The sequence below is a fragment of the Pseudomonas sp. Hz4 genome (genome assembly GCF_054898165.1).
The window spans coordinates 3,327,285-3,349,362 of record NZ_CM142719.1; the positions used below are offsets into that span (position 1 = coordinate 3,327,285).

General features: G+C 57.7%; 26 protein-coding genes and 1 pseudogene. 18 read left to right on the forward strand and 9 right to left on the reverse strand.

Annotated features, from left to right (window positions below):
• Positions 1 to 166: 166 nt before the first annotated feature.
• The 3 genes and pseudogenes from ACYZTR_RS15055 to ACYZTR_RS15065 all read left to right on the forward strand — a co-directional run.
• Positions 167 to 289 (forward strand): annotated as a pseudogene (locus ACYZTR_RS15055) (LysR family transcriptional regulator); the annotation flags it as partial.
• Between the two features lie 112 nt (positions 290 to 401).
• Positions 402 to 1,937 carry an EAL domain-containing protein gene (locus ACYZTR_RS15060; RefSeq protein ID WP_461972070.1) on the forward strand — a complete coding sequence of 512 codons (1,536 nt, stop codon included), beginning with the start codon at positions 402 to 404 and terminating at the stop codon, positions 1,935 to 1,937.
• 233 nt (positions 1,938 to 2,170) lie between these two features.
• Positions 2,171 to 2,536 (forward strand): histone-like nucleoid-structuring protein, MvaT/MvaU family, encoded by a 366-nt coding sequence (locus ACYZTR_RS15065; RefSeq protein WP_461972072.1) that lies wholly within the window; start codon positions 2,171 to 2,173, stop codon positions 2,534 to 2,536.
• A gap of 173 nt (positions 2,537 to 2,709) precedes the next feature.
• On the opposite strand, the gene ACYZTR_RS15070 is transcribed toward ACYZTR_RS15065, so the two are convergent.
• Complete coding sequence (locus ACYZTR_RS15070) at positions 2,710 to 3,234, reverse strand: DUF4946 domain-containing protein (RefSeq protein WP_461972074.1); 525 nt, start codon at positions 3,232 to 3,234, stop codon at positions 2,710 to 2,712.
• A 145-nt stretch (positions 3,235 to 3,379) separates the two neighbouring features.
• Here ACYZTR_RS15070 and gloA point away from each other — a divergent pair, with 145 nt between their 5' ends.
• Entirely contained in the window at positions 3,380 to 3,901 is a 522-nt protein-coding gene (gloA, locus tag ACYZTR_RS15075) for a lactoylglutathione lyase (protein WP_461972076.1), read from the forward strand.
• 115 nt (positions 3,902 to 4,016) lie between these two features.
• Here gloA and ahpF read toward each other — a convergent pair whose 3' ends face one another.
• The 3 genes from ahpF to ACYZTR_RS15090 all read right to left on the reverse strand — a co-directional run bounded on the left by ahpF (position 4,017) and on the right by ACYZTR_RS15090 (position 7,369).
• Positions 4,017 to 5,579: an alkyl hydroperoxide reductase subunit F gene (ahpF, locus tag ACYZTR_RS15080; RefSeq protein WP_461972078.1), complete on the reverse strand. Its 1,563-nt coding sequence runs from the start codon at positions 5,577 to 5,579 to the stop codon at positions 4,017 to 4,019.
• A 137-nt stretch (positions 5,580 to 5,716) separates the two neighbouring features.
• Entirely contained in the window at positions 5,717 to 6,280 is a 564-nt protein-coding gene (gene ahpC, locus ACYZTR_RS15085) for an alkyl hydroperoxide reductase subunit C (RefSeq protein WP_461972079.1), read from the reverse strand.
• Positions 6,281 to 6,424: 144 nt separating this feature from the next.
• The gene (locus tag ACYZTR_RS15090) at positions 6,425 to 7,369 is read right to left on the reverse strand and encodes a site-specific integrase (RefSeq protein ID WP_461972081.1); all 945 of its coding nucleotides are present in this window, start codon (positions 7,367 to 7,369) and stop codon (positions 6,425 to 6,427) included.
• A 188-nt stretch (positions 7,370 to 7,557) separates the two neighbouring features.
• On the opposite strand from ACYZTR_RS15090, the gene ACYZTR_RS15095 reads away from it, so the two are divergent.
• Positions 7,558 to 8,577: a DNA-binding protein gene (locus ACYZTR_RS15095; protein ID WP_461972083.1), complete on the forward strand. Its 1,020-nt coding sequence runs from the start codon at positions 7,558 to 7,560 to the stop codon at positions 8,575 to 8,577.
• Here ACYZTR_RS15095 and gorA read toward each other — a convergent pair.
• Positions 8,574 to 9,932 (reverse strand): glutathione-disulfide reductase, encoded by a 1,359-nt coding sequence (gene gorA / locus ACYZTR_RS15100; protein ID WP_461972085.1) that lies wholly within the window; start codon positions 9,930 to 9,932, stop codon positions 8,574 to 8,576. The two genes, ACYZTR_RS15095 and gorA, sit on opposite strands and share 4 nt — an antisense overlap.
• A gap of 132 nt (positions 9,933 to 10,064) precedes the next feature.
• On the reverse strand, positions 10,065 to 10,904 hold the full coding sequence (galU, locus tag ACYZTR_RS15105; RefSeq protein WP_010460715.1) for a UTP--glucose-1-phosphate uridylyltransferase GalU: 840 nt from the start codon (positions 10,902 to 10,904) through the stop codon (positions 10,065 to 10,067).
• 266 nt (positions 10,905 to 11,170) lie between these two features.
• On the opposite strand from galU, the gene ACYZTR_RS15110 reads away from it, so the two are divergent.
• Positions 11,171 to 11,359 (forward strand): hypothetical protein, encoded by a 189-nt coding sequence (locus tag ACYZTR_RS15110; RefSeq protein ID WP_461963612.1) that lies wholly within the window; start codon positions 11,171 to 11,173, stop codon positions 11,357 to 11,359.
• A 146-nt stretch (positions 11,360 to 11,505) separates the two neighbouring features.
• Positions 11,506 to 11,787 (forward strand): hypothetical protein, encoded by a 282-nt coding sequence (locus ACYZTR_RS15115; RefSeq protein ID WP_461972087.1) that lies wholly within the window; start codon positions 11,506 to 11,508, stop codon positions 11,785 to 11,787.
• Positions 11,788 to 11,799: 12 nt separating this feature from the next.
• On the opposite strand, the gene ACYZTR_RS15120 is transcribed toward ACYZTR_RS15115, so the two are convergent.
• Together ACYZTR_RS15120 and ACYZTR_RS15125 are read right to left on the reverse strand one after the other, a co-directional pair.
• Positions 11,800 to 12,030: a hypothetical protein gene (locus ACYZTR_RS15120; protein ID WP_027922990.1), complete on the reverse strand. Its 231-nt coding sequence runs from the start codon at positions 12,028 to 12,030 to the stop codon at positions 11,800 to 11,802.
• Positions 12,031 to 12,102: 72 nt separating this feature from the next.
• Positions 12,103 to 12,459: a hypothetical protein gene (locus ACYZTR_RS15125; RefSeq protein WP_461979748.1), complete on the reverse strand. Its 357-nt coding sequence runs from the start codon at positions 12,457 to 12,459 to the stop codon at positions 12,103 to 12,105.
• Positions 12,460 to 12,671: 212 nt separating this feature from the next.
• Between ACYZTR_RS15125 and ACYZTR_RS15130 the strand changes: the two genes are divergently transcribed.
• From ACYZTR_RS15130 to ada, 6 genes are all read left to right on the forward strand, one after another.
• On the forward strand, positions 12,672 to 12,974 hold the full coding sequence (locus ACYZTR_RS15130) for a DUF1883 domain-containing protein (protein ID WP_282375786.1): 303 nt from the start codon (positions 12,672 to 12,674) through the stop codon (positions 12,972 to 12,974).
• A gap of 29 nt (positions 12,975 to 13,003) precedes the next feature.
• Positions 13,004 to 13,183: a hypothetical protein gene (locus ACYZTR_RS15135; RefSeq protein ID WP_461972090.1), complete on the forward strand. Its 180-nt coding sequence runs from the start codon at positions 13,004 to 13,006 to the stop codon at positions 13,181 to 13,183.
• 125 nt (positions 13,184 to 13,308) lie between these two features.
• Positions 13,309 to 13,479 carry a hypothetical protein gene (locus ACYZTR_RS15140; RefSeq protein WP_461972092.1) on the forward strand — a complete coding sequence of 57 codons (171 nt, stop codon included), beginning with the start codon at positions 13,309 to 13,311 and terminating at the stop codon, positions 13,477 to 13,479.
• A complete protein-coding gene (locus tag ACYZTR_RS15145; RefSeq protein WP_461972094.1) occupies positions 13,476 to 14,180 on the forward strand; it encodes a 2OG-Fe(II) oxygenase in 705 nt (234 codons plus the stop codon). The genes ACYZTR_RS15140 and ACYZTR_RS15145 overlap by 4 nt, the downstream gene beginning before the upstream one ends.
• A gap of 3 nt (positions 14,181 to 14,183) precedes the next feature.
• Positions 14,184 to 14,849, forward strand: a complete 666-nt coding sequence (gene alkB, locus ACYZTR_RS15150; RefSeq protein WP_461972096.1) for a DNA oxidative demethylase AlkB — start codon at positions 14,184 to 14,186, stop codon at positions 14,847 to 14,849.
• Between the two features lie 85 nt (positions 14,850 to 14,934).
• On the forward strand, positions 14,935 to 15,999 hold the full coding sequence (gene ada / locus ACYZTR_RS15155; protein ID WP_461972098.1) for a bifunctional DNA-binding transcriptional regulator/O6-methylguanine-DNA methyltransferase Ada: 1,065 nt from the start codon (positions 14,935 to 14,937) through the stop codon (positions 15,997 to 15,999).
• On the opposite strand, the gene acuI is transcribed toward ada, so the two are convergent.
• Complete coding sequence (gene acuI, locus ACYZTR_RS15160; RefSeq protein ID WP_461972100.1) at positions 16,000 to 16,983, reverse strand: acrylyl-CoA reductase (NADPH); 984 nt, start codon at positions 16,981 to 16,983, stop codon at positions 16,000 to 16,002.
• A 189-nt stretch (positions 16,984 to 17,172) separates the two neighbouring features.
• On the opposite strand from acuI, the gene ACYZTR_RS15165 reads away from it, so the two are divergent.
• The 5 genes from ACYZTR_RS15165 to ACYZTR_RS15185 all read left to right on the forward strand — a co-directional run bounded on the left by ACYZTR_RS15165 (position 17,173) and on the right by ACYZTR_RS15185 (position 22,053).
• Positions 17,173 to 18,237: an NAD(P)H-dependent flavin oxidoreductase gene (locus ACYZTR_RS15165; protein ID WP_461972102.1), complete on the forward strand. Its 1,065-nt coding sequence runs from the start codon at positions 17,173 to 17,175 to the stop codon at positions 18,235 to 18,237.
• A 168-nt stretch (positions 18,238 to 18,405) separates the two neighbouring features.
• Entirely contained in the window at positions 18,406 to 19,173 is a 768-nt protein-coding gene (modA, locus tag ACYZTR_RS15170; RefSeq protein ID WP_461972104.1) for a molybdate ABC transporter substrate-binding protein, read from the forward strand.
• Positions 19,174 to 19,854 (forward strand): molybdate ABC transporter permease subunit, encoded by a 681-nt coding sequence (gene modB, locus ACYZTR_RS15175; RefSeq protein WP_461972106.1) that lies wholly within the window; start codon positions 19,174 to 19,176, stop codon positions 19,852 to 19,854.
• Positions 19,855 to 19,857: 3 nt separating this feature from the next.
• Entirely contained in the window at positions 19,858 to 20,937 is a 1,080-nt protein-coding gene (modC, locus tag ACYZTR_RS15180; protein ID WP_461972108.1) for a molybdenum ABC transporter ATP-binding protein, read from the forward strand.
• A 75-nt stretch (positions 20,938 to 21,012) separates the two neighbouring features.
• Complete coding sequence (locus ACYZTR_RS15185; RefSeq protein ID WP_461972109.1) at positions 21,013 to 22,053, forward strand: DNA topoisomerase IB; 1,041 nt, start codon at positions 21,013 to 21,015, stop codon at positions 22,051 to 22,053.
• Positions 22,054 to 22,078 lie beyond the last annotated feature (25 nt).

Here is a 22,078-nt window from a genome sequence, read left to right on the forward strand (position 1 = left end):
GTTAAAAATGCAGCAATCAGCATATACCTAGATCGAAGGCGTCGAAGAGCCTCCACGACGCTGGCGCCAATCATGTACTCCGGGACTCGATCAAGATGGTGCGACTCGGACGCAGGTGGCACTGCTGCCGGAGTGCCTGGACAACTACGTAACCGAAGAAAATCCAGTCCAAAAACCACTGTCGCCTCCGGTCGCACGTCAGGTGGGTCTGGCGGTGCTGGATCAGCGCCAGTCATCACCTGCAGCGCTGGCTTTTATCAAATTGGCCGAGGGTCTGAACTACCGCTGAGCGGCACACGTGCCAAGAGCCAACTATCATGGCCTCTACCTGAACTCTTATTGGAAGGCGTCCCGTCCTGCCAGCATTTGAGAGCCCTATTTCATCGTTACAGGTTTCGCAAATGCCATTGAACGTCAAATCTCGCCGCAAACGCAGCATCAGGATGGCTGTGACTCTACTGAGCGGATTACTCCCGGTGCTGCTGGGGTTCGCCATTCTCTATATGCAGGCTGAACGCGCACTCAAACACAGCACCGAGCAGAGCGCCGAGGAAGCCATTCGCCAATTCGAATTGATGCTCGACAACACCGCTCAGGCCGCGCACGAATTGCTGCCACTGGCCGGGCAAAATTGCAACGACGTCAAACTGGCCCTGCGCGAACAGGTCACCCGCCGCCCATTCGTTCGCTCGACCAATCTGGTGCAGGACAACAACCTTTATTGCAGTTCTCTGTTCGGCGACTATCAGGAAAAGGTCAATCCCGGCGACTACACCCAGGGCAAGTTGTGGCTCATGAACGGCAACCCGGTCACGCCCAATACCGCGTTGCTGGTGTATCGACTCAGCGAAGGAAACCAAGGGGCGCTGACCACCCTGTACGGTTACCACCTGAGTAATGTGCTGCGCCTGAGCGGCCGCAAGACATTGCTGCTACTGCAAGTCGGCCCCGATTGGTTGTCCGCCGATGGCAACGTCCACGAAGGTGCCCTGCCCGCCTTGCCGGTGGCGCAAAGCACATTGACGTCCTCGCGTTACGCTTTCACGGTGGCGGCCGGTTTTCCCGAAGGTGAAACCTGGCGTTACATGACCACCGAGTATCCACCGCTGTTCAGTTTGATGATCTTCTTTGGTGTGGCTTCAGGTGCCATTGGGCACGCCCTGCAGAAGCGCTCGTCGTCGCCAAGCCATGAAATGCAGCGCGCTCTGGAAGCTGCGGAGTTCATCCCGTATTTTCAGCCTGTGGTGCATGGCGCCAGCAAAAAGTGGTCCGGCGCCGAGGTGCTGATGCGCTGGAATCATCCAAAGGAAGGTCTGGTCAATCCGGAATTGTTCATTCCGTTTGCCGAACACTCCGGGTTGATCGTGCCGATGACCCGCTCGTTGATGCAGCAGACCGCCGAACTGCTGGCGCCTGTTTCATCCTCATTCGAGGGAGCTTTCCACATCGGCATCAACATCACCGCCAGCCACTGCAAGGACCTGGAACTGGTCGATGATTGCCGCGAATTCCTCGGCGCCTTCTCACCGGGTGCCGTCTGCCTGGTGCTGGAGTTGACCGAGCGTGAACTCATCGAGCCGACGGCCATTACCCTCCAACTGTTCGAGCAGCTCCACGCGCTGGGCGTAATGATCGCGATTGATGACTTTGGCACTGGCCACTCAAGCCTGGGTTACTTGCGTCAGTTCAATGTCGACTTTCTGAAAATCGACCAGAGTTTTGTCGCTATGATCGGTGTTGACGCGCTCTCACGGCACATTCTGGACACCATCATCGAACTCTCGGCCAAGCTCGATCTGGGTATCGTCGCCGAAGGTGTGGAAACCGCGGAACAAAGTGATTATCTGACCGCTCACGGCGTGAACTTCCTGCAAGGTTATCTGTTCGGCCGGCCGATGCCCGGCGCAGAGTTCATTAACGCATTAAGTCACCATTAACTAGCGGCTCTAAGCGACGAGACAAGGAGACCGGGCACCCATTTGAATCAAAAGACTACTGTTGTTACATGAAGAAAAAGACAGGATTTACTCTTGGCCAATTAACTACTACAATTTTTCATGCCTGCGCAAGATTAGCAGGCGAGCCACTATCACCGAGTCGCCTCAAGGCTCTTGGCTTATAGCTTTGTTTGCGGTTGGTATCAGCCAAACACACTATTGGAGTAAAGATATTGTCCAGACTCGCTGAATTTCGTGCAGCTGAAAAGGCCCTTCAAGAGCAGCTTAAACAGCTGGAATCCCTGAAGAACGATGCCGGGCTCAAGAAGGAAATCGAATTCGAAGAAAAGCTCCAGGGGCTGATGAAAACCTACGGCAAGAGCCTGCGCGACATCGTCGCCATTCTCGATCCGAACTCGGCAAAGTCCGGCCTGCTACAGGCCACAGCGCCTAAAACCCGCCGTGCACGCGTGGTCAAGGTTTATCAGAATCCGCACACCGGTGAACTGATTGAAACCAAGGGTGGCAACCACCGCGGCCTGAAAGCCTGGAAGGAACAATACGGTGCAGCTACCGTCGATTCCTGGCTGCGCGACTAAGCACTCGCGGTGGCAAAAAAAGCCCTGCCAATGCAGGGCTTTTTCATGGACGCCTTCTAAATGCAACGATTGGCGTCGATTATCTCGTTACTTGTTGAATAACTTTGGGTTAATCCCTTTGGGTATCTAAAAATTTCAGAATGCGCTGAAACGGCTATCATTGAAATCCTTAACTAAAGTTTCAAGCTGTTACGAGCTGCCTCTATTTCATCCTGACTTGCCTTATAAACCTCTGCCTGCCCCGCGTAGGAAAGAACATAGGCCTTATCGGCATCCACGGCGGCAACCAATGTTTGAGAGAGCACATGCCTTCCGTTCTGTGTGATCGTGCAGGTAGTTTCCAGCGCGGATAAGCGGCTCAAGGTCGTCGGGTGAATCTTATTGCAGACACTTTGATAACCGCCTTGAAAGAAGTCCTTCTGCACCGACTTGCGCATCTCCAGCAACACGCCTGGCAGATCCACCTGATGACCGCTTTCCACCTGAGTCATGGTCAACTCCATCACCATCACCGGCGTGCCGCCCTGATCGTTTTTCACCGCGCGCTGGCGGAACACCTGGGTGTTGGTGTCATCTTTCGGGACGGATTCGACTTCCCAGCCGTTGGGCCAGGTCACGATTGGCTCGTCTGCGTGAGCGCAGGCAATCGCTGAAAGCACACCAAACAGGACGAAGGTCGATTTACAGAATCGAGTCATTGCGATGAATACTCACGGATAGAACCGTAAAGTTTGAGCCTCGCCCGTCTGTCAGGCAATAGCCGACGGTTTGGGTTTGGTGATGTCCGAGCCCTTGCGTATCATTGTTGCCATTCGTTAACCCCACTTATTTTCCGGAGGGCCCATGAGCCTGCACGAATTGAACACCTTCCCAGGCGTGACTGCCCAACCTGACACCGCCACCCAGAAGTTCGTCTTCAACCACACCATGCTGCGGGTCAAGGACATCACCAAGTCCCTGGATTTCTACACGCGCGTCTTGGGTTTCTCGCTGGTAGAAAAACGCGACTTCCCGGAAGCCGAGTTCAGTCTTTACTTCCTGGCGCTGGTTGATAAAAACCAGATCCCGGCCGACGCCGCTGCGCGCACCGAGTGGATGAAATCGATCCCCGGCATTCTTGAGTTGACCCACAACCACGGCACCGAGAACGACGCGGATTTCGCCTACCACAACGGCAACACTGACCCGCGCGGTTTTGGCCACATCTGCATCTCGGTGCCGGACATCCGCGCTGCCTGCGAGCGCTTCGAAGCGCTGGGCTGCGATTTCCAGAAACGCCTGGATGACGGCCGCATGAAGAGCCTGGCGTTCATCAAGGACCCGGATGCTTACTGGGTTGAGATCATTCAGCCTGCTCCGATGTAAAAAAGGAACGCAGAGCGTCCCGGGCTGCATTCCCACGCAGAGCGTGGGAACGATCAGTGTGAAACACAAAAACCCCATGATCGCTCATGGGGTTTTGTGTTTCAGCGTCGGCGTTTTATGCCGGGGCCGAGCTCCGGATCAAGTGATCGAACGCGCTCAGAGAGGCTTTGGCACCCTCGCCCACCGCGATCACAATCTGCTTGTACGGCACGGTAGTCACGTCACCGGCAGCGAATACACCCGGCATCGAGGTTTCACCACGGGCATCGACGATGATCTCACCGCGAGGCGACAACTCGATGGTGCCTTTGAGCCAGTCTGTGTTGGGCAACAGACCGATCTGCACGAAGATCCCTTCCAGCTCGACGCTACGCAGCTCGTCCGACTGGCGATCCTTGTAACGCAGGCCGTTGACTTTCTGACCGTCGCCCATCACCTCAGTGGTTTGCGCACTGGTGATGACGGTGACGTTCGGCAGGCTGTGTAACTTGCGCTGCAAGACCGCATCGGCGCGCAGCTGTACATCAAACTCCAGCAGCGTTACGTGGGACACGATACCCGCCAGGTCGATGGCCGCTTCGACACCGGAGTTACCGCCCCCAATCACCGCCACACGCTTGCCTTTGAACAGCGGACCGTCGCAGTGCGGGCAATACGCCACGCCGTTATTGCGGTATTGCTGCTCACCCGGGACGTTCATTTCACGCCACCGCGCACCGGTCGCCAGGATCACGGTCTTGGCTTTCAGGGTCGCGCCGCTGGCGAAGTGAATTTCGTTCAGCTCGCCGTTCTTGCCCGGCACCAACTTGTCGGCGCGTTGCAAGTTCATAATGTCGACGTCGTATTGCTTGACGTGCTCTTCCAGCGCCACAGCCAGTTTTGGCCCTTCGGTTTCCTGCACGGAGATGAAGTTCTCGATGGCCATGGTGTCCAGCACCTGCCCACCAAAACGTTCAGCCGCCACACCGGTGCGAATGCCTTTACGGGCTGCGTAGATCGCAGCCGAAGCGCCGGCCGGGCCACCACCGACGACCAGTACGTCAAACGCTTCTTTGGCGCTGATCTTCTCGGCCTGACGCTCGATACCGCTGGTGTCGATTTTGGCGAGGATTTCTTCCAGGCCCATGCGGCCCTGACCGAAGTTCACGCCGTTCAGGTAAACGCTTGGCACGGCCATGATCTGACGATCATCGACTTCGGCCTGGAACAGCGCGCCGTCGATGGCGACGTGGCGGATGTTCGGGTTGAGCACGGCCATCAAGTTCAACGCCTGAACCACGTCCGGGCAGTTCTGGCAGGACAGCGAGAAGTAAGTCTCGAAGCTGAATTCGCCTTTGAGCGAACGAATCTGTTCGATCACCTCAACGCTGGCCTTCGAAGGGTGGCCGCCAACTTGCAGCAACGCCAGCACCAACGAAGTGAATTCGTGGCCCATCGGGATGCCGGCGAAACGCAGGCTGATATCGGCACCCAGGCGGTTGATCGAGAATGATGGCTTACGCGCATCGTCACCGTTGTCGAGCAACGTAATCTGGTTGGAAAGACTGGCAACGTCTTTAAGAAGTGCGAGCATTTCCTGGGATTTCGCACCGTCGTCGAGGGATGCAATGATCTCGATCGGCTGGGTGACCCGTTCCAGGTATGACTTCAACTGGGCTTTAAGATTGGCGTCCAACATACGGGCGATTTCCTTGATTTGTAAAAAGTCGATTCGAAAAAAAACGCCCGAGCGAATCTCGCCCGGGCGTTTTTTAAAGGGCGGTTGCAGCTTACTTAGGTGCGGAAACCCGCCCTGATGATGCTTTTTTCACAGACTTAGATCTTGCCGACCAAGTCCAGGGACGGAGCCAGAGTGGCCTCGCCTTCTTTCCACTTGGCTGGGCAAACCTGGCCTGGGTGAGCAGCAACGTACTGAGCAGCCTTGATTTTGCGCAGCAGTTCGCAAGCGTCACGACCCACACCGCCGTCGTTCAGCTCGACGATTTTGATCTGGCCTTCAGGGTTGATCACGAAGGTGCCACGGTCAGCCAGACCTGCGTCTTCGATCAGCACGTCGAAGTTGCGGGAGATGGCGTGAGTCGGGTCGCCGATCATGGTGTACTGGATTTTACCGATGGCTGGCGACGTGTTGTGCCAGGCAGCGTGGGCAAAGTGAGTATCGGTGGAAACGCTGTAGATTTCGACGCCCAGCTTCTGGAATGCGTCGTAGTTGTCAGCCAGGTCTTCCAGTTCGGTCGGGCAAACGAAGGTGAAGTCGGCTGGGTAGAAGAACACCACAGACCACTTGCCTTTCAGGTTAGCGTCCGACACTTGTACGAAGTCGCCATTTTTGTAGGCGGTAGCTTTGAACGGTTTAACTTGGCTGTTGATGATAGGCATCGATGACTCTCTGTCAGGGTTGAAAAGTTTGGTTGAGAAGTTAATGGAGTGAATCCTACCCACTCGATGGCCGGATGGCTCATTGGCAAAGCTCATGCTGCTCATTGGTTTTCGCTATTACCGAACGTATTAATAGAAGAAAACTTACTTAGCAGCGCCAATGGTTTTTTCCGCGAGCGGTGTCATCCCAAGAAACGGGCTGGCTTCAACATAGCGCATGGCGGACTTCATATCCTTCCAGCCCACGTAACTCATCAACGACTTCAAGTCCCACCCGCTCTGATGGGCCCAGGTGGCAAAACCGCGCCGCAAGGAGTGGCTGGTGTAATGCTCGGCCGGGATGCCGGCACGTTCCAGCGCCTGGCGCAGTAACGGAATCACGCTGTTGGCGTGCAGCCCCTCCTCGCTCAGGTGGCCCCAACGGTCGATGCCCCGAAATACCGGTCCACGGACCAACGCTGATTCAGTGATCCAGTCGATGTACGCTCGCACCGGGCACAGCCGCTGCAACGCTGGCGTCTGGTAAGTCTTGCCGAGGTTTTCGCGGTCGCTCTTGGTTCGCGGCAAATAGAGCGTGATGCCTGAGCCGGCAGCCGCTTGAACGTGCTCAATCTGTACGCGGCACAACTCATCGCTACGAAAGCCACGCCAGAAGCCCAACAGGATCAGCGCCGTGTCGCGTCTGGCCCGCAGGAGTGCAGGCTGATCATTTTGAACCTTTGCTTCTGTAGCCTCCCGCTCCAGCCAGGCAACCACCTGTTCGAGATGCTGCAGCTGCAATGGCTGGGCCTGTTTCTCCTGAACCGGGTGTAGCGCGCGAATGCCCTTGAAGACTTGGCGCACCACCGGCGCCTTGGTCGGGTCCTGAAAACCCTGGCTGTTGTGCCATTGCGCCAGTGCTGACAAGCGCAACTTCAAGGTATTGATCGACAGCACGCCTGCGTGAGCGACGAGGTAACGCGCCACGCTGTCGCTGGTCGCCGGCAGGAATCCGCCCCAACTGACTTCGAAATGCTCGATAGCCGCCCGATAGCTGCGACGGGTGTTGTCGCGCGTGGCGGCCTGCAGGTAACGATCCAGCTCACTCATCGACTCAATCTCGCTCAACTCTCTAAAACGTACCGCTTTGGCGGGTGAAACTGCGCTAGAGCATTTATCACACGGGGTAATACCAGTATATCCCGCATCATTAATCTACATTATTTATCTTTCTCGTCAGGATGGTACACTACGTACCTTAGTGGCATGTACCACAGTACGAAATCGTAGGAGAAGACATGGCTCGTGGCGGCGTTAATAAAGCAGTAGTGCAAGCGGCACGTTTGGCGATCCTCGCCCGAGGCGAAAACCCCAGCATCGACGCGGTACGGATCGAGATGGGCAATACCGGCTCAAAAACCACTATCCACCGCTATTTGAAGGAGCTGGACGACGGCAGCGAGCGCGCCGAAACACCTTCCGAGCCCATTGATGATGAGCTGGCAGGCCTGGTCTCACGCTTGGCGCAACGCCTCAAGGAACAGGCGCAAGAACCCATCGACCAGGCACGCGCGCAGTTCGATCAGCAGCGAAAAGCGTTGGAAATTCAGCTGACTGAAGCTCGACAAGCCAATGCAGAATTGCAACAGCAATACGAGATTCAAAGCCTGGCACTGACTCAGGAATCCGAGGCACTGCACGAAACCCGCTCCATCTTGCAGACCGAGCAAACCCGCAACGCCGGGCTGAACCAGGCATTGGCCGATTTCGAATTACGCTTGAACGACAAGGACGAGCAGATCCGCTCCCTTGAAGAAAAACATCTCCATGCTCGTGACGCACTGGAACACTACCGCAACGCAGTCAAAGAACAGCGCGAGCAGGAGCAGCGCCGCCACGAAAGCCAGGTGCAGCAGATTCAGATGGAATTGCGCCAAGCTCAACAGAGCGCATTGGTGCGCCAGGATGAGATCACGCAACTGCACCGCGACAACGAGCGCTTGCTGACGGAGAACCGTGGCACCTTGAGAGAGTTGAGCCTGCTGCAGGATCAACTCAAACAAACCAATGCTCGACAGGATCAGTTGCTGGAACAGGTCAACCGTATTGACAGCGAACGCACCCTCCTCCAGGAACGCTTGCGCGCGGCCCTGCTGGAAAGCCAGTCGCTGAAGCAGAGCGTCGACGAGCAGTCGCAGATAAACAAAGGGTTGGAAATTGAGTTGCTCAAGACTCAGGCGAGCCTGGATGAGAGCGTGCGCCTGGCGGCCGTCATTGCGACGGCGCCAGACGCATCAGCGCCCCAAAAGGACGATTAACTCGCGACCGGCGTACGCAGGGTGACGAACTCTTCGGCGGCAGTTGGGTGCACGCCGATGGTTTCGTCGAAATCGCGCTTGGTGGCGCCAGCCTTCAAGGCAATTGCCAGGCCTTGAACAATTTCCCCGGCATCTGGACCGACCATGTGGCAGCCCAGAACCTTGTCGGTCTTGGCGTCCACCACCAGCTTCATCAGAGTGCGCTCCTGGCATTCGGTCAGGGTCAGCTTCATCGGACGGAAGCGGCTCTCGAAGATCACCACCTCGTGGCCGGCCTCCCGGGCCTCTTCCTCGGTCAAGCCGACCGTGCCGATGTTCGGCAAGCTGAACACCGCGGTCGGAATCATCTTGTAATCCACTGGGCGATATTGCTCAGGCTTGAACAAACGTCGCGCCACGGCCATACCTTCGGCCAGCGCGACTGGCGTCAGCTGAACTCGACCGATCACATCGCCCAGCGCCAGGATCGACGGTTCGGCGGTCTGATACTGCTCGTCGACCTCGACGAAACCTTTCTTGTCGAGTTTGACGCCGGTGTTTTCCAACCCAAGATTGTCGAGCATCGGGCGTCGACCCGTGGCGTAGAACACACAATCCGCCTCCAGCTCACGGCCATCCTTGAGCGTCACCCTCAGGCTGCCATCGGACTGCTTGTCGATACGTTCGATGTCGGCGTTGAACTGCAGGGCCATGCCGCGCTTGGTCAGCTCTTCCTGCAAATGCTTGCGCACCGCACCGTCAAAGCCTCGCAGGAACAGCTCACCGCGATAAAGCAACGTGGTCTCGGCGCCCAGGCCGTGGAAGATTCCGGCGAACTCAACAGCGATATAACCACCGCCCACCACCAAAACGCGCTTGGGCAGTTCTTTGAGAAAGAACGCCTGGTTCGAACTGATCGCGTGTTCGTGCCCCGGAATCTCCGGAATCTGTGGCCATCCACCGGTAGCAATCAAGATGTTTTTGGCGGTGTAGCGTTCACCATTGATCTCGATCTGGTGCGGATCAACGATCTTGGCGTGGCCTTCATGCAAGGTCACGCCGCTGTTAACCAGCAGGTTGCGATAGATGCCGTTCAGGCGATTGATCTCGCGATCCTTGTTGGCGATCAGGGTCGCCCAATCGAACTTCGCTTCGCCCGGTGTCCAGCCAAAACCTTGCGACTGCTCGAAGTCTTCGGCGAAGTGTGCGCTATAGACCAGCAGCTTCTTCGGCACACAGCCGACATTCACACAAGTGCCACCCAGGTAGCGGCTCTCGGCCACAGCCACTTTCGCGCCAAAACCGGCAGCAAAACGCGCAGCCCGCACACCGCCGGAACCGGCGCCAATCACATAAAGGTCAAAATCGTAGGCCATGTTTTCAATCTCCTCGGCAGTCCACAAGCATAACCGCAGACGTCCGTTGGGCAAGCGCTGCAAACAATATAGGGACGGAAAATGAAAAAGCCACCCGAAGGTGGCTTTTCAATACAAGTGGGTCAGAGGCTATCAGTAAGCCTTGCCAGTCTTGTAGAAATTCTCGAAGCAGAAGTTGGTCGCATCGATGTACCCTTCAGCGCCACCGCAGTCGAAACGCTTGCCCTTGAACTTGTAGGCCATGACGCAGCCGTTTTGGGCCTGCTTCATCAGGGCGTCGGTGATCTGGATTTCACCACCCTTGCCTGGCTCGGTCTGTTCGATCAGGTCGAAAATGTCCGGGGTCAGGATGTAGCGGCCGATGATGGCCAGGTTCGACGGCGCATCTTCCGGTTTTGGCTTCTCGACCATGCTGTGAACGCGGTAGATGTCGTCGCGAATCATCTCACCGGCAATCACGCCGTACTTGTGAGTTTCTTGCGGATCGACTTCCTGGATGGCGACGATCGAGCAACGGAACTGCTTGTACAACTTGACCATCTGGGTCAGTACGCCGTCGCCTTCAAGGTTGACGCACAAGTCATCCGCCAGGACCACGGCGAAAGGTTCGTCGCCGATCAGCGGACGGCCAGTCAGAATGGCGTGGCCCAGGCCTTTCATTTCGGTTTGGCGAGTGTAGGAGAACGAGCAGTTGTCGAGCAGTTTACGGATGCCGACCAGGTATTTTTCCTTGTCAGTGCCCTTGATCTGGTTTTCCAACTCGTAGCTGATGTCGAAGTGGTCTTCCAGAGCGCGTTTGCCGCGACCGGTGACGATGGAGATTTCGGTCAACCCAGCGTCCAGTGCTTCTTCGACGCCGTACTGGATCAGTGGCTTGTTTACCACCGGCAGCATTTCTTTGGGCATGGCTTTAGTCGCTGGCAGGAAGCGAGTACCGTAACCGGCTGCTGGGAACAAGCATTTTTTGATCATATAAGTCCTTGAAAGGGCTGTGTGTACGAGTTTCGGCGCAGTCTAATCAGGCGGCGCGCACCTTACAATGCCCCGCGCTGGCTAACCAATGCCATCATAGAGAAATATTCTCGCGGATAGTTCCCGAGATAGCTCCGCAGCCTTTATAGATAGCACAGACCACCAGATCTGCACGGCCGCGAATCGCACCACCCTACACCATCAACACCCGTTGAGTGAATTTGGCGCTATCATTGCGCGATTGAACCAGTCAACGAGGCAGATAGATGTCGGTAGCAAAAAGCGTCAACGGATACCTGATCAATCAGGCAAAAGACGGACAGTGGTGGGTAGACAGTGCAGGCGGGGAAAATATCGCCGGGCCTTTCCCTACCGAAGCGTTGGCGATTGAGGTGGCATCGGTGTTGCAAGATCAACCCGCGGGCCCTAAACGACGCGGCAAGGATAAGTCCTGAGAAACACCTGACTCGACCAAAGCCCTGCTGTAACGCAGGGCTTTTTTGTAATTATCTGCAATGAAGTGGCCATTCGCTATAACCTTTTGATGCCAGCGCTGTCACAGGCTCAGCCCCATCATCCTGACGACGACTACGACAACGACATGAATAAATTTTTGCCACTGATTGCGGTACTGGCCCTGAGCGGCTGCGCCACTTCCGAAACGACTTACTTGAACAACGGCGAACAAGGCCTGGCCATCGATTGCTCCGGGGAAGCCAACTCCTGGGCGACCTGCTATGAAAAAGCCGATGCCTCTTGCGCCGGCACCGGTTATCGAATCGTCGGTACCGACGGAACACCTTCGAGCCAGGAAAGCGACAAGACCCTGGGCGTCGACGTCGGTAACTACAAGAACCGCAGTGTCGTGGTGGTCTGCAAGTGAGGCGCCCCTGCCCTACATGTGAATTTCGGCGAACTTGATCCCGAGGCCGCGCACCGTCTCGATCAAATCGTCGAGACGACTGAAGGATTCGACTTCATCGTTATCATCCACCAGAAAATAACTGCGCCCGGCGCTTTTCTTGAAAAACACAATCCATTCTCCCGGATTCGCCGGATTTTGAATGACGTGGGTGGCAGAGATGTGACCCTCTGCATGGCGCTCCCGTACCTGCTCTCGCTTCATGCTCAACTCCAGAAATGACAATGCCGCCAACGCGCTGCTTTGACGGCATCGGTGCGAACTGGCAACAGTCTATCAGCCGGAAATACACGCAGTAGCGGCATTGCGCACATCCATTGGGCGCAACGGCACATTGGAGATGCGCTCATGCAACTTGATACTGCTGCCCGTGGATCGGTCTTCGATATCAAATACAGCGGCCGGGCCTGAGGAGAACTTCTGCGGCACGATGACGCGCATACCGTCCTTGTGCGGCTCGACTTGCAAGGCTCCCCGGCTGCGGGCCAGTTTTTCAGTGAGGCATTGCGCGTATTCATGAGGCTTCTTGCCTGAAATCACGCTCATGGTGGGCAGCGACTCATTAATCTCCGAGACACTCGCACAGCCACTCATCGCTAACGCCATAGGCAGGATCAGCACACCCCACTTCATACAACACCTCCGATAAAGACACTCCGACAGTACAAATGCTGTTTTTCTCCGAGGCTTGCTGCGTTTATCGCTCATAGAATTCCGAATAACTGTTTTTAATTGTCAAAGCGGACCTCGACGACCGGATAATAACCCGTTCGGGCTGATAAACTGCGCCAATCGCCCATGCTATCGTTTTGATTTTGTAGAAAAAGCCCTTCTGGAGGCGCCTCATGAAATTTATCCACCAACGCGAGCACCTCAACGAAGACGACATCGTCGTCATTCAATGCTCCCAAACATGCAACATCCGCTTGATGAACGACGCCAATTTCCGCAGCTTCAAGAATGGCGGTCGCCACACTTACCACGGCGGTGCGTTCGACACTTTCCCGGCGCGAATTACTGCACCGAGCACCGGTTTCTGGAACATTACCATCGACACGGTCAACCGCCGGCCAATCAGCGTGACTCGCACACCGACCCTGACTCACACCATCAAGATCATCCGCCGCTCCAGCACGAAACTGAGCTGAGTGACACCCAGCACGAGAATCAGGCAGCTATGACCGTGGCCCAAACGACTAAATACGTCATCAAATACAAACTCAATGGTGAGCGTCGCTTCGAATTTGCCCAGCTTGAAAAAGGCACAGAAGAAGAAGCCAAGGCCGCACTGGACGCCATTCATGGTTCCAGCGAAGACCTCGTCATCAGCGAAATCAGCGTCAGCAAAGCACTGTAACGGGATCCGGAGCGACAACAAGGACGTCTGCTCCCCCGTCTGAGATTCGACCGCAAGCGCCGGAGTGATCACCCACTCACCGCGCCCTAGACTGGCCACCTCAACCTTTGGTTAGGAGTCAGAACATGTGTGCTTCCTCGATTCGCTTCATCAGCGGCAGTTCTAGCCGTGGCGTCTTGCTGCTCGCGTTCAGCGCCGAAGGTCTGTGCGCGCTGTTGCTCGGTGATGACCTGGCAACGCTGGAACGCGGGCTGAAGCGCAAACGGCAATTGCTTGATCGTGAGTCGCAGCGATGAACGAGCCATTTCTCGATGGACTGGACTGGGCCACACTGGAACAGCAACTCGATCAGGATGGCTGCGCGATGATCAAGTCGCTTTTAAGTCACAAGACGTGCGATGAAATCAGCGCACTGTATGCCCGCCCCGAACCGTTTCGCTCGCAAGTGGTCATGGCTCGTCACGGCTTTGGCCGTGGCGAGTACAAATACTTCAGGTACCCGTTGCCGAATGTCGTCGGACATTTGCGCAGGTCGCTCTACCCTCGACTGGTGCCGATAGCCAATCGCTGGTACGAGCACATGGACCTGCCGACCCGCTTCCCTGGAACGCATGAAGCGTTCCTCGAACGCTGCCATGCCGCCGGTCAGGAACGCCCGACGCCGTTGTTGCTGCAATATGGCCCGCAGGACTACAACTGCCTTCATCAGGATCTGTACGGCGAACACGTTTTCCCACTGCAAGTGGCGATTCTTCTGTCAGAACCAGACGAAGATTTCACCGGCGGCGAGTTCGTGCTGACCGAACAGCGCCCGCGGATGCAGTCGCGCCCCCAGGTCATTGGCCTGAAGAAAGGCGACGGGCTGATCTTTGCCGTCAATCAAAGACCGGTAAAAGGCGTCCGTGGTTACTACCGAGTGACCCTGCGCCATGGTGTGAGTCGCCTGCACAGTGGAAAGCGGCATACCCTTGGAATCATCTTTCACGATGCGTTATGACCCATGAACCCGACCACTTTCGACTTGTTTGCCGACGCGCAACCCCAGCAGCCACCCAGGTTCGATCAGATCGGCGAACAATCCTGCGTCCTCAGAGGCTTTGCCCTGCCCTGGCTGGATCAGTTGCTGCCCGCACTGGACGCAGTTCTGGCGGCTGCACCGTTTCGACAGATGATCACGCCCGGGGGCTTTACCATGTCGGTAGCCTTGAGCAGTTGCGGCGCGCTGGGTTGGACCACCAATCGCAGCGGTTATCGCTATACCCGCAATGATCCGCAGACAGGTCAACCCTGGCCGAAAATGCCCGACGTGTTTCTCGAACTGGCACAAGCGGCGGCGCGGGAAGCGGGGTTTGCGGATTTCGTGCCTGATTCCTGCCTGATCAACCGTTATGTTCCCGGAGCCAAGATGTCGCTGCACCAGGACAAGGACGAAGTTTCCTACGCTGCACCCATTGTTTCAGTGTCGCTGGGATTGCCGGCGATGTTCTTGTTCGGCGGTTTCGAGCGCAGCGATAAAAGCCAGCGGGTACCGCTATTGCATGGTGACATCGTGGTCTGGGGCGGCGTGGATCGCTTGCGGTATCACGGCGTCTTGCCGATCAAGGACGGCCAACACCCGCGACTGGGCGAACAACGGATCAACTTCACCTTTCGTACCGCTGGATGAAGCCTTCGAATTCGACCGCAAGACCCGGGGTGCAGCGCCCCCGTCGGCTGGTTAACCTGAATAAAACAGGTCAGGACATGAAACCATGACAAGCCATTCGACAAAGATCGCCACCGAGAATGATTCTCGCTGGGCTGCCGTCGTTGCGCGTGATCCCCGGGCAGACGGACAGTTTGTGTACGCGGTGAAAACCACCGGTATTTACTGCCGCCCCAGCAGCCTGGCACGCTTGCCGAAACCGCAGAACGTCGAATTCTTCGACACCGCCGAGCAGGCGCAAGCGGCGGGTTATCGCCCCAGCAAACGAGCCGCGAAGGATCAAAGCGACGTCGCCGCGCAACATGCCGCGACCGTGGCTGCCGCTTGCCGCCAGATTGAAACCGCGGAAGAGCTGCCTGTACTGAGCGAACTGGCCTTTGCTGCCGGCCTCAGCAGCTTCCACTTCCATCGGGTGTTTAAAGCGGTTACCGGTCTGACGCCCAAGGGTTACGCTACCGCCCATCGCTCGCGCAGAGTCCGTGAACGCCTAGCGGGTGGCGGCTCAGTGACCGACGCGCTGTATGACGCTGGCTTCAACTCCAACAGTCGTTTTTATGAAGCAGCCGATCAACTATTAGGCATGAAACCCGGTGATTACCGCTCAGAAGGCCAGAACAACGACATTCGTTTCGCCGTCGGCCAGTGCTCCCTGGGGGCGATTCTGGTGGCGCAGAGTGAACGGGGAGTTTGCGCGATCCTGCTCGGAGATGATCCGCATCAACTGGTCTGCGATCTGCAGGACAAATTTCGGCGTGCAAATCTGATTGGCGCCGACCACGCGTTCGAGCAACTGATCGCCAAGGTGGTTGGTTTTATCGAAGCGCCGGCCCTGGGCCTGGATTTGCCGCTGGATGTTCGCGGCACTGCTTTTCAAGAACGGGTCTGGCAAGCCCTGCGGGAGATTCCCGTCGGCTGCACCGCCAGCTACGCCGATATCGCCCAGCGAATCGGCGCACCAAAAGCGATGCGCGCCGTGGCTCAAGCCTGCGGCGCGAACACTCTGGCGGTGGCGATTCCGTGCCACCGCGTGGTGCGCAGCGACGGCAACCTGTCGGGCTATCGCTGGGGAGTGGAACGCAAACGGCAATTGCTGGAGCGTGAAGCCCTGTAATCAGCGATTCACATCCACTACAACCCGCCCGCGCAATTGCCCCGCGAGCAACCGCGGAGCGGCGTCGATCGCTTCACTCAAACCGATTTCGTGGCTGATCAGCGGCAGCAAGGCGAAGTCGAGATCCTTGGCCAGACGATTCCAGGCCAATACTCGCTTGGCTTTCGGTTGAGTCACGCTGTTGATCCCGGCCAGGGTCACGCCGCGCAAAATGAACGGTGCGACTGAAGCCGGGAAGTCCATGCCTTGCGCCAGGCCACACGCGGCAACGGTGCCGTTGGCCTTCGTGCTGGCACAAGCGTTGGCCAGGGTGTGGCTGCCGACCGAGTCGATAACCGCCGCCCAACGCTCCTTAGCCAAGGGTTTGCCCGGCTCGGATAGCGTGGCGCGCTCGATGATTTCGCTGGCGCCTAGTTGCTTGAGGTAATCGTGCTCGCAGGTTCGTCCGGTGGACGCGACCACCCGATAGCCGAGCTTGCTCAGCAGTGCGATGGCGAAACTGCCGACACCGCCATTGGCGCCGGTGACCAATACTTCGCCCTGATCGGGCGTCACGCCATTATGTTCCAGCGCCAGGATGCTCAGCATCGCCGTGTAACCCGCCGTGCCGATGGCCATCGCCTGCGCCGCGGTGAATGCCTTGGGTAGCGGAATTAACCAGTCGCCGTTCAAGCGCGCCTTCTGCGCCAGTCCGCCCCAATGTCCTTCGCCAACCCCCCAACCATTGAGTACGACCTGATCACCGACCCTGTAGTCCGGATGGCCACTGACTTCGACAGTGCCTGCCAGATCGATGCCCGGCACCATCGGAAATTTTCGCACCACCGGGCTGCTGCCGGTGATTGCCAGGCCATCCTTGAAATTCAGCGTGCTGTACGCCACACGCACCGTGACATCGCCCTCGGGCAGTTGATCGTCATTGATCTCTTGCAGTGTGGCCCGGTAACCGCTGTCGTCTTTGTCGATCAAAATGCCTTGGAACATCGCTGCCTCCTAATGGAATCACTCAGTTGTGGTGCCGTTGAAATAACACATAGCAATATTTCCTCGTACTCGACTTTAAGCCAAGAGTGGCATACGAACTGAAAACTCGACTGGCCTTGTATCAGTCATTGCTGATACAAAAACGGTCCTACCGTCCCTGCCCTGTTATGACGTCGGAGTACCTTTCAAATGAGCCAATGGCCAGACACTCGCATTCTTGACCTGCTCGGCATTGAACTGCCGATCATCCAGGCGCCCATGGCCGGCGCGACCGGTTCGGCCATGGTTATCGCAGCCAGTAACGCCGGTGGCCTGGGCTCGATGCCTGCCGCCATGTTGAGCATCGATCAGTTGCGCGAGGAGCTGAAAACGATTCGCCAACACACTCAGCGCCCGATCAACGTCAACTACTTTTGCCATCAGCCACCCGCCGCCGATGAGCAACGCGCTCGAGACTGGAAGCATCTACTGGAACCTTACTACCGGGAACTTGGCGTGGACTTCGACGCACCGACACCGGTGTCCAATCGAGCGCCGTTCGATAACGCGGCCTGCGACGTGATCGAAGAGTTTCGCCCCGAAGTCGTGAGTTTCCACTTCGGCCTGCCGGAAAAGTCCCTGCTGGACCGCGTGAAAGCCACTGGTGCGAAAGTACTCTCCTCGGCCACCACCGTTGAAGAGGCCATCTGGCTCGAGCAACATGGCTGTGACGCGATCATCGCCATGGGGTATGAAGCCGGTGGCCATCGGGGCATGTTTCTCAGTGATGATCTGAGCACCCAAGTGGGGATCTTTGCGCTGGTGCCTCAGATCGTTGATGCCGTGAACGTGCCGGTGATTGCTGCCGGCGGTATTGCCGATGCACGAGGTGTCGCGGCAGCTTTCCTGTTGGGCGCTTCGGCGGTGCAAGTGGGCACGGCGTACTTGTTCACGCCAGAGGCGAAGGTCAGCGCCTCTCATCACAAGGCGTTGCGCACCGCCAAGGAAAGTGAGACAGCCGTCACGAACATTTTCACCGGACGCCCGGCGCGTGGAATTCTCAATCGGGTGATGCGCGAACTCGGGCCGATGAGCGCCAAAGCACCAGCCTTCCCGCTCGCGGGTGGTGCGTTGATGCCGTTGCGGGCCAAGGGGGAAGCGGATTTCAGCAATCTGTGGGCGGGTCAGGCATTCACGCTGGGCGTTGAAATAACCACGGCTGAACTGACCCGGCGATTGTCGGATGAAGGGTTGGCGAAATTGCTTTGTCGGTAACGCACGATCTTGTAGCAGCTGGCGCAGCCTGCGTCCGGCAGCTGCTACAGGTTCATGCGTGGCCTCAATAACGCGCATCAGCACGTTCCGTTTACGGGCAATTCGCTATATATTCCGCTATATAGCGTTTACCCCCCGCGTTGTACTTGCCTGCCACGGAGCCGTTTCATGACCATTCGTGCCTCACGTTTTGCCCCCACCTGCCTGGCAACCCTGCTCGCAGTGTTCGCTTTCGGGTCCGCCCAGGCGAATGAAGTCCAGGTTGCCGTCGCCGCCAACTTCACTGCACCGATTCAGGCGATCGCCGCCGATTTCGAAAAAGACACCGGGCATAAACTGGTCGCTTCCTATGGTGCAACCGGGCAGTTCTACACCCAGATCAAGAATGGCGCACCGTTCGAAGTGTTCCTCTCGGCGGACGACACCACCGCGCAAAAACTCGAAACCGAAGGCGACACGGTCAAAGGTTCGCGCTTCACCTACGCCGTCGGCACTCTGGCGCTGTGGTCGGCCAAGGAAGGTTACGTCGATGCCAAGGGCAAAGTGCTGAGCGACAACCCGTATAAACATCTGTCCATCGCCAACCCGAAATCGGCGCCTTATGGTCTGGCCGCCACTCAGGTGTTGGCCAAGCTGGGCCTGACCGACAAGGTCAAAGCCAAGATCGTTGCAGGCCAGAACATCACCCAGGCCTACCAATTCGTCTCCACCGGCAACGCCGAACTCGGTTTTGTGGCCTTGTCGCAGATCTACAAAGACGGCAAAGTCACCGGCGGCTCGGCCTGGATCGTTCCAACCGACATGCACGACCCGATCAAACAAGATGCGGTGATCCTCAACAAAGGCAAGGACAACCCGGCCGCCAAGGCGCTGGTTGACTACCTCAAAGGCCCAAAAGCGGCCGCTGTCATCAAATCCTACGGTTACCAACTCTAAATGACGCTATCGAGTGCCGACTTTTCCGCCATCTGGCTGACCCTGAAACTGGCGTCGCTGACGACAGTCATCCTGCTGATCATTGGCACTCCGATTGCGTTATGGCTGTCGCGCACCCGTTCGTGGTTGCGCGGCCCAGTCGGGGCGATCGTCGCCCTGCCCCTGGTGCTGCCACCGACGGTGATTGGCTTTTACCTGTTGCTGGCGCTCGGCCCTAACGGGTTTGTCGGCCACTTCACCCAGTCACTGGGGCTCGGCACCCTCACGTTCAGTTTTGCTGGGCTGGTGATCGGCTCGGTGCTCTACTCGATGCCGTTCGTGGTCCAGCCACTGCAAAACGCTTTTTCTGCCATCGGTACTCGCCCATTGGAGGTGGCCGCGACCTTACGCGCCAATCCCTGGGACACGTTTTTCAGCGTGATCCTGCCGCTGGCCCGCCCCGGTTTCATCACCGCTGCCATTCTCGGTTTCGCCCACACCGTCGGTGAATTCGGCGTGGTGCTGATGATCGGCGGCAACATTCCCGACAAGACCCGCGTGGTCTCGGTGCAGATCTACGATCATGTCGAAGCGATGGAATACGCCCAGGCCCACTGGCTGGCCGGGGCGATGCTGGCGTTCTCCTTTGTTGTGTTGCTGGCGCTCTACTCCAGCCGTAAAACCAAATCGGGCTGGAGCTGATCGATGATTCATACGCGTCTGAAACTGAGGTATTCGGGATTCACCCTGGAGGTGGATCTGCAATTGCCCGGCCGCGGTGTCACTGCGCTTTACGGTCATTCCGGTTCGGGCAAGACCACCTGCCTGCGCTGCATCGCCGGCCTGGAGAAGGCCGAGCAGGGTTTCATACAGGTCAACGGTGAAGTCTGGCAGGACAGCGACGAGAAGATTTTCGTCCCACCCCACAAACGTGCGCTGGGTTACGTCTTCCAGGAAGCCAGCCTGTTTCCCCATCTGTCGGTGTTGGCCAATCTGGAGTTCGGCCTCAAGCGCATTCCTCGCCAACAGCGCCGGGTCGACATGACTCACGCGACTGAACTGCTCGGGATCGGCCACCTGCTGGATCGCCATCCACAGAATCTTTCCGGCGGTGAACGCCAGCGCATCGGCATCGCCCGCGCCCTGCTCACCAGCCCCAAAATATTGCTGATGGACGAGCCGCTGGCAGCCCTGGATAGCCAGCGCAAAAACGAAATCCTGCCGTACCTGCAGCGACTGCACGATGAACTGGACATCCCGGTGCTGTACGTCAGTCATTCCCAGGATGAAGTCGCGCGGCTGGCCGACCACCTCGTCCTGCTCAGTAACGGCAAGGCACTGGCCAGCGGTCCTATCGGCGAAACTCTGGCCCGTCTTGACTTGCCCTTGGCGCTGGGCGACGACGCCGGCGTGGTGATCGAGGGGCGCGTCAGTGCCCATGACGCCGACTACCAGTTGCTGACCCTGCAACTGCCCGACACGACCCTGAACATTCGAGTGGCTCACTTACCGATGGCCCTGGGTCAGGTGCTGCGCTGCAAGGTTCAGGCGCGGGATGTCAGCCTGAGCCTGCAAAGCGTCGAGCAAAGCAGCATCCTCAATCGCCTGCCGGTCACCGTGATCAGTGAAATGGGCGCGGACAACGCCGCCCACGTACTGATCCGCCTGGACGCCGGCGGCACACCGCTGCTGGCGCGGATTACCCGCTACTCCCGGGACCAACTGGGCGTGCACCCCGGTCAGCAACTCTGGGCACAGATCAAGGCGGTGGCGGTGCTGGCATAAATCCGCTGGCACGACTGCAATGGCGTGCGGTCAATGGCTGTAACGGCCCCTGATCCGTCGCCAAGGACTATCGCCATGTCCGATATCGCGCTGCCCGATGTGCTGCCATCCGACCTGCATTACGTCGATGACACCCAGCCCGGCATCACCCGCAAGAAACTGCGCGGCAAGTTCTGTTATTACGACCCTGCGGGTCAGCACATCACCGACCAGGATGAGATCAAACGCATCAACGCTCTCGCCGTGCCCCCGGCCTATACCGATGTGTGGGTCTGTGCCGACCCGCGCGGCCATCTGCAAGCCACCGGCCGTGATGCCCGAGGTCGCAAACAATACCGTTATCACCCGCGCTGGCGAGAGGTGCGCGATACCGACAAATATTCGCGCCTGCGGGACTTCGGCATGGCCCTGCCGAAACTGCGCAAACAGCTTGAAGCACTGCTGGCGGCTCCCGGTTTCAGCCGCGACAAGGTCATGGCCACGGTCATCACGCTGCTCGATGCGACGCTGATCCGGATTGGCAACACCCAGTACGCTCGGGACAACCGCTCCTACGGCCTCACTACCCTGCGTAACCGTCACGTCGAGGTCAACGGCAGTGCGATCCTGTTCCAGTTCCGCGGCAAGAGCGGCGTCGAGCATCAGATCACCGTAAAAGACCGGCGCCTGGCGCGGATTATCAAACGCTGCCTGGAAATTCCCGGGCAAAACCTGTTTCAGTACCTGGATGAAAACGGTGAGCGGCACACCGTCAGTTCCTCCGACGTCAACGCCTACCTGCAAACCCTCACCGGCGCCGACTTCACTGCCAAGGATTACCGCACTTGGGCTGGCAGCGCGTTGGCGTTGGCGGTTTTGCGGGAACTGCAGTGGGAACCCGAGTCGGATGCAAAGCGGCATTTGGTGGAGATGGTCAAGAACGTCGCAAAACAGCTGGGTAACACCCCGGCAGTCTGCCGCAAGTGCTACATCCACCCGGCGGTGCTTGATGGTTTTCTTCTGGGTGCGTTGGCTGAGCTGCCCAGGCCACGAGCGCGCAAAGGGCTCAGGGCAGAGGAAGTCGGGCTCGCGGTGTTTTTGGAGATGAGGGCCGCAATGGCTGAGGCGACGAACTGACCCGTCTATTTTTTGCACGATCGCA

Excerpts from the sequence above, each read along its gene's own strand:
- gorA (WP_461972085.1), bottom strand. The coding sequence starts at position 9,932 with ATGGCCTACGATTTTGACCTTTATGTGATTGGCGCCGGTTCCGGCGGT.
- galU (WP_010460715.1), bottom strand. The coding sequence starts at position 10,904 with ATGATCAAAAAATGCTTGTTCCCAGCAGCCGGTTACGGTACTCGCTTC.
- ACYZTR_RS15140 (WP_461972092.1), top strand. The coding sequence starts at position 13,309 with ATGTGTGCTTCCTCGATTCGCTTCATCAGCGGCAGTTCTAGCCGTGGC.
- ahpC (WP_461972079.1), bottom strand. The coding sequence starts at position 6,280 with ATGCCTATCATCAACAGCCAAGTTAAACCGTTCAAAGCTACCGCCTAC.
- ACYZTR_RS15120 (WP_027922990.1), bottom strand. The coding sequence starts at position 12,030 with ATGAAGCGAGAGCAGGTACGGGAGCGCCATGCAGAGGGTCACATCTCT.
- ACYZTR_RS15145 (WP_461972094.1), top strand. The coding sequence starts at position 13,476 with ATGAACGAGCCATTTCTCGATGGACTGGACTGGGCCACACTGGAACAG.
- ACYZTR_RS15095 (WP_461972083.1), top strand. The coding sequence starts at position 7,558 with ATGGCTCGTGGCGGCGTTAATAAAGCAGTAGTGCAAGCGGCACGTTTG.
- ACYZTR_RS15185 (WP_461972109.1), top strand. The coding sequence starts at position 21,013 with ATGTCCGATATCGCGCTGCCCGATGTGCTGCCATCCGACCTGCATTAC.
- ACYZTR_RS15090 (WP_461972081.1), bottom strand. The coding sequence starts at position 7,369 with ATGAGTGAGCTGGATCGTTACCTGCAGGCCGCCACGCGCGACAACACC.
- modC (WP_461972108.1), top strand. The coding sequence starts at position 19,858 with ATGATTCATACGCGTCTGAAACTGAGGTATTCGGGATTCACCCTGGAG.
- ahpF (WP_461972078.1), bottom strand. The coding sequence starts at position 5,579 with ATGTTGGACGCCAATCTTAAAGCCCAGTTGAAGTCATACCTGGAACGG.
- ACYZTR_RS15060 (WP_461972070.1), top strand. The coding sequence starts at position 402 with ATGCCATTGAACGTCAAATCTCGCCGCAAACGCAGCATCAGGATGGCT.
- ACYZTR_RS15070 (WP_461972074.1), bottom strand. The coding sequence starts at position 3,234 with ATGACTCGATTCTGTAAATCGACCTTCGTCCTGTTTGGTGTGCTTTCA.
- ACYZTR_RS15115 (WP_461972087.1), top strand. The coding sequence starts at position 11,506 with ATGAATAAATTTTTGCCACTGATTGCGGTACTGGCCCTGAGCGGCTGC.
- ACYZTR_RS15125 (WP_461979748.1), bottom strand. The coding sequence starts at position 12,459 with ATGAAGTGGGGTGTGCTGATCCTGCCTATGGCGTTAGCGATGAGTGGC.
- acuI (WP_461972100.1), bottom strand. The coding sequence starts at position 16,983 with ATGTTCCAAGGCATTTTGATCGACAAAGACGACAGCGGTTACCGGGCC.
- ACYZTR_RS15165 (WP_461972102.1), top strand. The coding sequence starts at position 17,173 with ATGAGCCAATGGCCAGACACTCGCATTCTTGACCTGCTCGGCATTGAA.
- ada (WP_461972098.1), top strand. The coding sequence starts at position 14,935 with ATGACAAGCCATTCGACAAAGATCGCCACCGAGAATGATTCTCGCTGG.
- modB (WP_461972106.1), top strand. The coding sequence starts at position 19,174 with ATGACGCTATCGAGTGCCGACTTTTCCGCCATCTGGCTGACCCTGAAA.
- ACYZTR_RS15110 (WP_461963612.1), top strand. The coding sequence starts at position 11,171 with ATGTCGGTAGCAAAAAGCGTCAACGGATACCTGATCAATCAGGCAAAA.
- gloA (WP_461972076.1), top strand. The coding sequence starts at position 3,380 with ATGAGCCTGCACGAATTGAACACCTTCCCAGGCGTGACTGCCCAACCT.
- modA (WP_461972104.1), top strand. The coding sequence starts at position 18,406 with ATGACCATTCGTGCCTCACGTTTTGCCCCCACCTGCCTGGCAACCCTG.
- alkB (WP_461972096.1), top strand. The coding sequence starts at position 14,184 with ATGAACCCGACCACTTTCGACTTGTTTGCCGACGCGCAACCCCAGCAG.
- ACYZTR_RS15130 (WP_282375786.1), top strand. The coding sequence starts at position 12,672 with ATGAAATTTATCCACCAACGCGAGCACCTCAACGAAGACGACATCGTC.
- ACYZTR_RS15135 (WP_461972090.1), top strand. The coding sequence starts at position 13,004 with ATGACCGTGGCCCAAACGACTAAATACGTCATCAAATACAAACTCAAT.